Source organism: Solibacillus kalamii (genome assembly GCF_002174535.1).
Lineage (GTDB): Bacteria > Bacillota > Bacilli > Bacillales_A > Planococcaceae > Solibacillus > Solibacillus silvestris.
The window spans coordinates 15666-27686 of the sequence record NZ_NHNT01000021.1 but is presented as its reverse complement, the minus strand read 5'-3'; the positions used below and the strand labels follow the sequence as shown (position 1 = coordinate 27686).

General features: G+C 37.4%; 11 protein-coding genes. 4 read left to right on the top strand and 7 right to left on the bottom strand.

Going from position 1 to position 12021, the window contains the following annotated elements; genetic code table 11:
• Window positions 1-228: integrase core domain-containing protein (locus CBM15_RS18915; protein WP_140405575.1), on the top strand; the 228-nt coding region annotated here is incomplete at its 5' end.
• Between the two features lie 161 nt (window positions 229-389).
• Here the strand turns inward: CBM15_RS18915 and CBM15_RS18910 are convergent.
• The 7 genes from CBM15_RS18910 to CBM15_RS18880 form a co-directional block, all read right to left on the bottom strand.
• Entirely contained in the window at window positions 390-740 is a 351-nt protein-coding gene (locus CBM15_RS18910; RefSeq protein ID WP_008406042.1) for a hypothetical protein, read from the bottom strand.
• A gap of 84 nt (window positions 741-824) precedes the next feature.
• On the bottom strand, window positions 825-2471 hold the full coding sequence (locus CBM15_RS18905) for a M20/M25/M40 family metallo-hydrolase (protein ID WP_087618667.1): 1647 nt from the start codon (window positions 2469-2471) through the stop codon (window positions 825-827).
• Between the two features lie 362 nt (window positions 2472-2833).
• Complete coding sequence (locus CBM15_RS18900) at window positions 2834-4000, bottom strand: hypothetical protein (protein ID WP_087618666.1); 1167 nt, start codon at window positions 3998-4000, stop codon at window positions 2834-2836.
• Window positions 4001-4014: 14 nt separating this feature from the next.
• Window positions 4015-4839 (bottom strand): hypothetical protein, encoded by an 825-nt coding sequence (locus CBM15_RS18895; RefSeq protein ID WP_087618665.1) that lies wholly within the window; start codon window positions 4837-4839, stop codon window positions 4015-4017.
• Window positions 4836-5525, bottom strand: coding sequence for an ABC transporter ATP-binding protein (locus tag CBM15_RS18890; RefSeq protein WP_087618664.1), 690 nt, complete (start codon window positions 5523-5525; stop codon window positions 4836-4838). Before CBM15_RS18890 ends, CBM15_RS18895 begins: the two co-directional genes overlap by 4 nt.
• Window positions 5518-5895, bottom strand: a complete 378-nt coding sequence (locus tag CBM15_RS18885) for a GntR family transcriptional regulator (protein ID WP_008406052.1) — start codon at window positions 5893-5895, stop codon at window positions 5518-5520. The genes CBM15_RS18890 and CBM15_RS18885 overlap by 8 nt, the downstream gene beginning before the upstream one ends.
• Before the next feature lie 176 nt (window positions 5896-6071).
• The gene (locus CBM15_RS18880; protein WP_087618663.1) at window positions 6072-7367 is read right to left on the bottom strand and encodes a transglutaminase domain-containing protein; all 1296 of its coding nucleotides are present in this window, start codon (window positions 7365-7367) and stop codon (window positions 6072-6074) included.
• A 228-nt stretch (window positions 7368-7595) separates the two neighbouring features.
• Here CBM15_RS18880 and CBM15_RS18875 point away from each other — a divergent pair, with 228 nt between their 5' ends.
• The 3 genes from CBM15_RS18875 (at window position 7596) to CBM15_RS18865 (ending at window position 11948) form a co-directional block, all read left to right on the top strand.
• On the top strand, window positions 7596-9677 hold the full coding sequence (locus CBM15_RS18875; protein WP_087618662.1) for a DUF2339 domain-containing protein: 2082 nt from the start codon (window positions 7596-7598) through the stop codon (window positions 9675-9677).
• A 116-nt stretch (window positions 9678-9793) separates the two neighbouring features.
• A complete protein-coding gene (locus CBM15_RS18870) occupies window positions 9794-10249 on the top strand; it encodes a helix-turn-helix transcriptional regulator (RefSeq protein WP_087618661.1) in 456 nt (151 codons plus the stop codon).
• Window positions 10250-10574: 325 nt separating this feature from the next.
• Window positions 10575-11948, top strand: coding sequence for an MFS transporter (locus tag CBM15_RS18865; protein ID WP_087618660.1), 1374 nt, complete (start codon window positions 10575-10577; stop codon window positions 11946-11948).
• Window positions 11949-12021 lie beyond the last annotated feature (73 nt).

Genomic DNA, 12021 nt, shown 5'->3' with positions numbered 1-12021 from the left:
CATTCAGATCGAGGCGCACAATATTGTGCCACAAGCTATACAAGAACTTTAAAAGAACATGGGATTAAAATTAGCATGAGTCGTAAAGGAGATCCCTATGACAATGCGTGTATTGAATCCTTCCACGCCACAATCAAAAAAGAATGGATCTATCGTCACCGTTTCGAATCCAAAAAAGAAGCAAGAAAGAGCGTGGAGTCATATATCGTTTGTCAAAATGCCTCATAAAGTTCTCTTACAGGGTTTTCATCCCTCCATGCCCAGGTCTGGGCATGGAGGGATGAAAAGCAGAGCAACCGAAGGGCGGTAGCAAAAAAGTCTCTTAACGTTTGTCCGAAATATTGACGGAAGACCAAAAACACTGTCCACACCCGTTATATCTTTAAAGTTTACTTCGCTTCTTCAATCGCTTCCATTAAAGCAGGAAATAACTTTGCATCGTCTGCATCTTCATCTGTTACTTCATTTAAAATCTCAAAATCATCTGCATCGATGACAAATAGGCTCATGCCTTCTTTTAAAAATTCATCGGCTTCTACTTCACCTTCGTAATATTGATACGTTGCTAATACAATGTTTGAACCTTCTTCTTCATCAAAGAAGAAATAAAGCTTTTCCGTGTTTCCGTATACTTCTTCCAAAACATCTTCCAGCGCTTCCGTACCTTTACTCCACTTCACTTCATTATTTATTGTCGCTGCCACGAGCGATTCTAATAGTTCGTCTACTGTATTTGTCATAATAAGCCTCCAACTCCGCTCTATATGGCGGTTAGTATTCCCACTGTAACATAAATCTAACGTTAAAACGTTAAAGGCAGAATATTATTTGCTCACGATTTGTTCATTCACCTCGTAATGCGCTGCGAATAACTTTTCGATCGTCAAATCCAGTAGACCGACTAATGTTTCAAATGCAAAATCCGCGTCCAGCCGTTCCGTCCATTTATGCGGGTCTCTCCCTACCGGACCGATGTTCAGCACCGGTACATTCAGCTTTTTCATATCCCCGATCGGCAGCGAGTAGCCTTTATCCCAAACCGGCATATTGTTTATAAGCGACGCAATCGAACTGTTTTCATAGTTTAGTCCTACATAGCTTAAATCCGATATTCCGGCAAAGTAGTTTTGAATAGTAAACTCCAAATTAAAAGTTTCATGCGTGTATTGCTTCAACTCATTTACAAGGTTGCTGATGAGTCCATTTTTGCCCGAACTGATTGCAGGATAAAATGGCGGCGCAAAGAAAATGACAATCATCGGTGCCAGTTCATTACATAACGCAGCTAATTGATCGACTAGATCAATTGTTCGTTTCCGATCGTCTTTTTCGCTGTCACGATTTGATAGAAGCCCTTCAACTTTTTCCTCACCGTATTTCTCCAGCGCATATTCGTAATTCTCCTCATACGTCATGACCTTCACTTTTAATTCTTGCGGTGTAAACTCCGTATGCTGTGAGTACTTCGTAGCTTTGTTCATATAGGACTGTTCAATTTCATTTGCCGCTTTGATCGCTTTTTGCTGGAGCAATGAAACAACGTCTGTCATGCTTCTTTCAAATAAAAATAAATTAAACAGCGTCACAGCCCGGTGTGAAATTTGTGTGGAATACTCCGTTTTCAAGTCGTGATAAATTAAGTTCGTAGGAGGCGGTGTAATTTCTTCGCCCACCTTTTCACAAAAATCCGTATTTAATTCCATTTCAGCTGTGATTACCGATGCCATATAATTTGCATTCAATCCACCAAAAGGTTCCCCGACATGGGCTTCCTTCCCGTAGCATAAAAAGCCCGGCAATGCTTTTCCGATAGATCCGGTATAGAAGTAATTATTTTTATCGCCAGGAAAATTGCTGAACATCGGCTCTGAATTTAAAATTGTTGTATATTCAAGATTATGCTCTTCCAGAAGTTGTACAAGTTTTGGAACCGCTGCTCGCATCCCTTCAGAGTTTACTTCCTCATCAGGAACGGTCAATAAAAGAATGTTGCCGTCGTACTCTCCGAACGTCGCTCGCTCAACAATGGACATATGCAAGGCAAGCCCGCATTTCATATCCATTGTCCCTCTGCCGAATAGCCAGTTTCCGCTCTCCATATCAACTTGCACTGCTTCAGGCAAGTCGTCTTTGATCGAGTAAAATTGTTCCGTTAGCTTCTCAGGATCAAAAGCATATTGTTTCCATTTTCCGTAGTCCTGTACATCCACTACATCAAAGTGACTAATTAATACAACTGTCTTTTTAGTATTCGGAGATTTTTTGACCAATGCGCTAATGAAACTGCGCCCGTCACTCAAATATGTTCGATTTAAATGGCCAGGGTTTTCTTTGAAATAGGCCAGCTCCGACAGTTTATTCACTACAATATCAGGGAATTCCTTTTCTGCCTGTGAACCTGAAACACTTTTTACTTGTACAAGTTCACATAATAATTGCCTTAACTGCTCTTTGCTCTTCCATTTAAACACAACATACCCTCTCCTTTGTCTAGTTCTAGCTGTCTCTCTATGTCGCCTCATTTTCCTCAGTGTAAATAAATGTGAATATTCAGTCAATCATTTGTTTAAGACTATAATATTCTTTGAGAGTTGAAGCGATCAAAAAAATCCCGCTACCATTTAAGATAGCGGGATTTGCTATGTGCATTTAAGTTTATTTCTTTTCTTTACCCATTGAAATGGAATAATTAAATTAAAGATAATGCGTTAATTAATAACGGCTTGCCGGAATATCTTAAAGATTTTCCGCAAATGCACGATTAAGTATCTTTCTATTATATACTCCAAAAATCTGTTGGTAGCCAAATTCATTGAGTTTAAAATCTTTTCAGTTACTTTTCTAATTCATAAACATCAGTTATGTGAATATAATATTTTTGTTTCACATTATTATTGATAAGTTTTCCTTCATATAATAATGTACCTTGTTCAATATCAAAAATCTTGAGTACAAAATCGTTATTCACTTCTGTCATGACGTAAAATTTTCCGTTTAGTGAAGCCGTGCTATTAAATTCAGGAATTAACACTTTTTCAGAATACGGTACAGTAATAGGTTCAAGCCATCGCTGCTGTCCGATATTATATCTGTAAATGACTATTTCCTCTTTTGTTGAATAGGCGATAACTAAATAATTATCATCCACTTCAATACTTTGCATGTTTTGATCTAAACCTTCCGGTAACTGAATATCTGTTATTTCATTCGTTTCCGTATTTAATGCGCTGAACTGACGTGAAAAAATATCTTGTTCAGGACTTTTCAAATCAAAAGAATTTATAGAATAGACGTGGTATTTTTCATGATCTAAATTCGAATAAGAATTGTAGGAATCAATACTTCTTCTTGTCGTATCATCCGTTGTTGCTTCTTCAAGTAAAGTTTCACTCAGCAGCTGCTGCTTTTTCAAATCAATAATTACTTGATACATTTTTTCGCTTCCGTCATTATCCATTTGTTTTACAATAAGTTTAAGCTCATTATCAGCAACCGTAATGTCATTATAAAAAACCCAGTTATATCTATTTTTCAGTTGTGACTCGATAGTAAATGAAGTTTTTTCATCCTTCACTTTATCCAGTATATCAACTTCATAACTATATGTGTCCCCTTCTTTTATCTTCCAGCCTTCCTCAGGTTCATTCATATAAATTAGCTTCGTCTCGTCCTCAAAATAGTTATTTTCAATAAATGCTTTACCGCGCATAAAGCTTTTATGTTCATCTATAAGTCTTTGAAACATTATCGGCACTGTACGGTTATGAATAGATTCAATTAATGTGGATTCATCTTTACTAATAAGAAGTAAATTGTATCCTATCCCATACTCAACGCTTGTTTCGAACATCAATGAATCTATATATTTATCATCACCTGAAATTTTTTCGAACGTAAAATCATACTCTTTGTCTTTTGCGTTCACTACTTGTATATAGTGCACAGTAAATGTTACAACGATGATTCCGGCAATTAAAAGAAGTTGCCAATATTTTTTCATGTAATTCCCCTCCTCTACACATTAATCTTTCGTTTTAATAAATAATTTGCTAAATAAATCGCAAGGGCAGTAGTTAAAATACTGAACCCAGTAACGATTAAATAAATCTCATTCGTATAAAAATAATCGGTAATCGTTTGAATGATTACTGGAACCATTACAATGACAACTGAAATGACAATATAGATTAATGCCAGGAAAATCCCTTTAAGATGATAGCTGCGTTCAAATAATATAGAGGTAAAAATTACGGCAACAGCTGTAATGCCAATTACATAATAGAAAACAAATAATAACGGTGATTGTGGATACAGTAAATTCAGTATGTCAGTAGAATAAATATAAATTACACTGTCAGCCTGCCACAATTGGTCAGGTACTATTTGTTGAGTAATTTGTTTCACAACTTCCAGTAAGATGATTTGCATTCCTGTTAAACCGAAAACAAAAAGCAAAATTGTTGTTAATTTGGCAAAATACACATTTCTGCGTGCTGTAGGAAGCATGAGCAAACGATAAATAACCGATGATTTACCTAACCAGTCACGATACCAAATAAAAAATACATAAATCATAAGTAAAGCTGCTGCAAATACAACGGATAGTATGAAGTATTCCGAAAATAAAAAGTTCTGCAGTGAATACGCACCATAGTTTTGTATATAGTCGCTTACTGTCATTTGTTCACGCAGCATCGTTGTTTCCGCATTACTTACATAATGTAAAGACGTGATAATGGCACCGAAAATTTGGGCTGCTACTACCGCAATTATTAAAGCTAGAAAGAGTTTACTAAATCGTTTCACTTCAAAATTGACGAGCTTTATATAATGATTCATCCGACATACACCTCCCGCATTACATCTACTACGGATTTGCCTTCTGTTTCCCGCATTTGTTCTACATCCATTTCTCTTAATACACGGCCGTCTCCAATAAGCACCGCCTTATCGATTAAATGCTCAATATCATTAATTTCATGTGTTGTAATAATGACGCCTCGGTTTTCGATTAAATGACTCGTAAAGACATTCGCAATCTGTTCCCTAGAAAAGATATCGATTCCTGAAAATGGCTCATCCATTAGTATGTAGTCTACATCCAATGCCAAGCCAAGCAGTAAATTAACTTTTGCCGTGTTCCCTTTTGATAAGCTTGAAATTTTATCGCTCGGATCCAGTTGAAAAAATGCGAGAAGTTCTGTTGCCCGCTGTTCATTCCACACTTTATAAAAATCGGCCATAAACTCGAAGCTTTGTGCAATTGTATAGTTTGGCGACATTGTCAGACGGTCTGGAATATACGTAATTTTTTCGTACGCATCTTTGCTGATTTTTTTTCCATCGATTAAAATTTCGCCACGATCGATCGGAGTGAGCGCCATGATAGATTTCATAATGGTCGTTTTTCCTGCACCGTTAATTCCGATCAGGCATGTAATTTGCCCTTTTTCTGCAGTAAAGCTCATATCTTTCAATACTTGCTTTCTTTTATATTTTTTAGAAACATTTTTAACTTCAATCACGATGCTCCGCCTCCTCATACTGTTTCTGTACGAGCTCCATTATTTCGGGAAGTGGCGCATTGATTGATTTTATCGAACTGATAAATACTTGCACCGCTTCACTGATTAATTCTTCACGTACACTTTTTAGTACCGCTTCATCTTTCGTAATGCAACTTGGCATGTTTCCTTCTGTATAAATCAATTTCTGCTCCTCCATTTCCTTATAGGCACGCTGCACTGTATTCGGGTTGATTTTGAGCTGATTGGCCAACTCCCGTCTAGATGGGATGACATGCCCTGGCGCAAACGAACCTTTTGCAATTTGTTCCTTAAAATGACGGATAACCTGCACGTATACAGGATCCCGGTTATTGAATTTCACATCCACCTTGTTCAGCTCCTTTCGTGTATTACTCACTTAGTACACTATTTGCAAAAAAAATCCGTCAAATCGTAATCTGTACTAACTCCTTAATACAGTATACATAAAAAAATGTATTAAGCACTTCATACACCTAATAAGTGTATTATGTGGTTAATACATTTTTTTGTCAATATTATTTTTTACAGGTAATCATTTACAGCCGTTTTAGGATAATCGGATTTAATCCATTCATGGTCATCTGAAATTTTTTCATCGCTAATTAAAAAATACTGATAATGGACTCGATCTCCCTGATCGGGAACCGGGTCATTCCAAGTAGTATCGAGGTGATACCACTGTCCATCCAATTTCACCAAATTCCAGGCATGTGGTCCGCCTGCATTACCGACAACATATTTTGCTTCGATACCGAGCGCTTCAAACATTAATAACGCGGCTAATGCATATCCTTCACAGACACCTTCCCCATTCATTAAAACAGAATAAGGGGTATGCGGATTTGCTTTACTGTTCAGGTTGTACTCAGTATGCACGACTAAATAATCATTCACAAATTTCACTTTATCGGATTCCGTTGCGTTCTCCGGAATTGTACTTATAATCTGATCGATTTTCCCAAGCACTATGGCGTTTTGTTCTGCTGTTAAATCATAGTTAACCGTTGCATGCCACTCAACTTTATTGCCATAGTATTTTGCACGTGTTGAAAACTCGCCCATGACCGCCCATAAATACGGTTCATTTGCTTCAAGCCATGCAAATACTTCATCTATTGTCGTTTCAAAATCGGAGACATCCCCTTCATAGTACACCGTAAACTGATGTTCAAACTGTGACATATGATGTGCGATTGCCTGCCCTAACTGCTCCACATTTGTCACTGCCTGCGGTAAATCTTTTACGTCATAAACCGGAACAACTTTCTTATTCGCCAAATCCTGAAAATTGAAGCTTTGCAGTTTATTTTCTCCTTGCATAAAGCTGGTCACGATCTGATCGATTTTATCCTCGAAGTTAACATTCAGTTTTAATTGAATGTTTTCGTCAACTGTCGGCAATGTCAATGAAGAGGCTTTTACTTCCTCCTTCAAAATGCCGCCTGAAAGAATTGTCGCAATAAGAAAAAGACATGTAAACAAACCTTTTGAATAGGTTAATAGGCTTGCGTACAATTTTGTAAAAGGGTTTCTTGTCATACGATTTAATTCCGTATTTGCTTTCAGTTCAAATTTATCTCTGTCTCTGGAGGCAAATAATCGATTTGGTTTCGATGTCGCGTTATTATAAACACTTTTGTATACGTCAAAAAGCAGTTGCTTATTGCCTTTTGCTAGTTTAATTTGTTTAAAATTCTGCCGGATTCCTTTTCGTATTCTGCTCCGTATATATAATTGTGCGGTAAAGGAACGAAACAGCTTTATAAAAATTACTAGGACAATTAGAAAAATGATGGAAAAAATAATTAAATTGCTCATATTACCCCCTACTAATTTTACTAATTTCTATATTACTTAATTATAGGTTTAAAAGATAAATAATATGCATGACATTCTCATAAATAGTTTTTGTTCTATTTCCTCGTCCTTTATTTAGAGATTAACTTTACGGTAAATGAATTTTCCGAAAACGATTTACTTCCACAGCACAAAAGTGTAAAATTACACTAATAGAGTATCTTTACTTTTATTGAAAGAGGTGATCTTGTGGAAAGAGATTCAGAGATGCTGGAGCGGATTGCGGCTTTGGAACAGGAATTACGCTTATTAAAAACAGAAGTCCAGCATTTAAAGCAGCATGCGAAAGTTGAGCAAGTTGTACCTGTTAAAACAGAAACGGTAAAACCTGTTGTACGAGAAAAACTATCTGTACCGAATACGGTTGCTGTTCCTAAGGAAGACCCTATTCCCGAAAAGGAAAAGCGGTCACTGGAAGAATTGTTTACTCGGGCATTACCGCGAATTTTTACGGTCATTTTAGTGCTCGGTGTCCTTTGGGGTTTGAAACTCGTTAGTGATTACGGCTTCTTATCCGATAGCGTCAAAATTATTGCCGGGTTTGTATTATCAATCGGTCTTGGCGCATGTGCCTACTATATGGAGAAAAAACAAAAAGGATCGCGGGTTGTCGCGTTATCACTGTATGGTGGTGCCTTCATCGTCGGGATTTTAACAACTGCTGCGGGGGCCATTTTATATGATGTGCTTAGTTTATATGTGGCTCTGATTTTTGCACTGCTTTACATTGTTTATGGGGTATTCATCAGCTTTATTAAAGGAAATGAAGCATTGACAGTACTCGTTGTCTTTACGTCATTATTACTGCCTTATTTACTCGAATACATGCAATTCAGCGGAATCATTATCGGCATTTTCATCGTGCTGCTGTTCGCAGTTCTACAAATCGTTATTTGGAAGCATACACAGCGAAAAGCACTTTATATCGGGACCGTTTTTTCAGTTTTAGCACTGGCGGTTGTTTCGATATTCCACGATGAACGACTCGTATTTTTTGCCTTTGCGATCATTGCTGTTTTCAGTCTATTTCTCGTAAGTTTCTTACGGTTGTATTCTAGTAATAGTAAAGTCCATGCTAGTTTACTATTTACTTTTACTGTCATTGTGTTGTCACTGGTAAACGGCATTCTTTCTCGTGAACAGACCCCGTTACTAATCGCCCTTATTTTGTTCTTAACGATTGTAGCTGGTGCATTATACATCGTATTTAAGCGGGCGGACCGACTGTTGATCGATATGTTCGGGACATTATCAGCAATTGTACTGCTGAATATTATTACACAGCTTAATATTTCAAGTGAAATGACGCTACTACTGATGATTGTCGTAACTTTTGGCGGACTGGTTGTTGCGGTAAAGCATGCGATATTATTTATGAAATGGGTTAAGGGCATTACGTTTACTGTACTCGCCTTTTTCGTTTTAATGTTTTATGAAGTGGAGCCATTTTTCTCACTGAAGCATTTGAACATTGTTCTCGTCATTGCGATGCTTGTCGTTCTTTATAAAGTGCTGCTTCTGTATAAAGGTGCACCGGTTGAAGAAAAGAAGAGACTTTTCAAACTTGAAGATATCTACCCTTCTCTATTGTATTTAGTCGGTCTTCTTTATATTTGGAAACTGGACTGGGCGTATATGCCGCAGCATTATACAACGTTTTTAGCTTTCAGTGTGATCGCATTTGCCTTTGCCGCAGTTTTGATTGTCAAACGTGATATTGCCGGTCAACTTCTCCCATGGCTTGCAGCAGGGGTTTACGGAATTGCGGGACTTGTTTTACTTTCTACGGTATGGGTTGATGATCGCGCCGTTATTGTTGCCCTTATCGTTCGCATTTTATATTTTGCCTTATTGTGGGCAATTATTGCAGATTCCTGGGAACAAGGGTGGATTTATAAAAACTACAAAACGTTTTTCAGCCGTTATACAGAGCAGCTGACAATTGCCAGTATGATTATTTCGATTATTTGGATCTTCAGTATAACGAACTTCATGAATTTTCATGATCTCATCAACTGGAGTTCGGCGGTTATTCTGAATACCGTGTTCATTTTCATCTTCGCTTGTCTCGCACTGTTCCTTGCCGCGAGACGAAATTATAGCAATCTGAAGATGGTCGGTATTGGCTTATTGTTTTTCGGAATTATTAAGATGATATTCTTTGACTTATCCGAACTCGACATTCTAATCCGTTCGATTTCATTCATCATAATCGGTGCAATCGGACTGGTCATTTCAAACAAGCTACTTGGAAAAGAAAAAGAAGAATAATTATTCATTGAATGTAGTCTAGGTGATTTTGCTTAGGCTACTTTTTTTCATTTCTATCCATCGAAATGAAAATAGTATTATGTTATATTTAGTGTATTATTACACGAGGTGATTCGATGGATCGAGATTTTATCATTCAAATAACATCGGAAAGTTTGAAACTTATCCGAACGGAAAATAATTACACGCAAGATAAAATGGCCGAAATTTTAGGCATTTCGAAAAAGACGCTCGTACAGATCGAGAAAGAGCGTACTTATGCAAACTGGACAACGACGATTGCGATCTGCGCCCTCTTCCGTCATAGCGAAACATTACAAAACCGTATTGGCGGCGACCCGATGGAAGTCATTGAACTTACCGCACATAATGTCATCATTACCCCACGTGAAAAAACAATGGGCGGTTATGTTTGGTGGAAGAACATCGACGAATATAAACACCACCGACTTCAGCAAAATCTTTTAAGCAAGCATTACCGCATTTTAGATGACGAAAACTATCGAATCATTAGTACATTTGATGAAGATGTCGTAATGGAAAAATGGCAAGCAATAAAAACTATTGTTTAATTGAAATTACGAGTAAATAAACAGTCCTGCTGAGTGAATATCCCCTGTCAGCAGGACATATTAATTTAACCCCTCTTTTAATTCATTCGCTAACAAATATCTCATAAAAAGAAATTAAATAATTGTTCTCCTACCCTTTTGTACATTTTAACGAAAAATTTATATAAACTAAACAATTTGATGTTTTTTTAACTTTTTTAATAATAAACATTGAAAATTACCTTAATTCAGACTATTATTATCTTTAAATATTATGAACTTTGTTCACTATATTAATAATTTAAGTCATTTCAATGGGGATTGGGGACTTTTAGGGGGAATGCATATGAAGAAAATTAACGTAGCACAGGTTATTGCAGACAGTAAATTTAACCGCTTTCATTTCAGCTTATTGGCATGGTGTTTTCTCATTATTTTATTTGATGGGTATGATTTAGTGGTCTATGGTACAGTTGTCCCTGTACTGATCGAGGAATGGGGATTGACGACAGTTCAAGCCGGAGCAATTGGCAGTTATGGTTTGTTCGGTATGATGTTTGGTGCGATCATTTTAGGGATTTTAGCAGACCGTATTGGACGAAAAAAAGTTACCGCGATTTCGATCGTATTATTCAGCTTATTTACAGTCCTATGTGGCTTTACAACAAATGTATTGTTATTTTCAATTTTCCGCTTTATCGCTGGTTTGGGCCTCGGTGGCATTATGCCGAATGTCATCGCATTATTGACAGATTATTCACCTAAAAAAATGCGCAGTATGGCCGTTTCCATCGTATTATGCGGCTATTCTGTCGGCGGGATGTTAGCCCCTATTTTAGGAATCTTAATTATGCCAAGCTTAGGCTGGGAGTCGATTTTTTGGGTGGCCGGAATTCCACTGCTATTATTACCATTGATGTATAAAAAGCTGCCGGAATCAGCAGTTTACCTTGCTAGAAAAAGAAAGACAGAAGAGTTATTCAAAAATTTACGAAAAGTAGATCCGAATATAACATTTGACGGAACGGAAGAGCTTGAACATATTCCAGTTGATAATTCCAAAGTTCCTGTTGTCGGATTATTTAATAATAAACGTGGTTTAAGTACGGTCATGTTTTGGACAGCGTTTTTCTCATGTCTTCTAATGGTTTATGGTTTAAACACATGGTTGCCAAAGCTCATGATTGAAGCGGGCTATGGGTTGAACTCGAGCTTAGGCTTCCTCATTACACTTCAAGGTGGTGCAATGGTCGGTACGATTATTATCGCCCGGTTATGTGATAAATACGGTTCAAAGAAAATGCTCGTTCCGATGTATGCCTCTGGTGCAATCGCTTTAACACTTCTAGGGTTTGGCGGTAATACGTTTTACATTTACGTGTTAGTTGCTGTTGCTGGTGCTGCAACAATCGGTGCTCAAAATATTGTACAAGCTTACGTTTCACAGTACTACCCGCCAAATATCCGTTCCACTGCATTAGGGATGGCATCCGGAATTGGACGGCTGGGCGGTATGATGGGTCCCCTTCTAGGCGGGTTCCTATTATCAATTGCATTGCCGATTGAAATGAACTTTATCGCATTTGCCATACCAGGTTTAATTGCGGCAATCGCTTTAACATTCGTTTCGGATAAACGCTCGTATGTAAATATGCCAAATCGCGTGTCTCCAGAAAATGTTACCGCAACTAATGCGACCTTATCCGAAGCTGCCGATTAACAGAAATAAAACGAAAAGGTCATTTTTCTTCATGAGAGAAATGACCTTTTTTGCGCTTTACTGCTTTAGAATG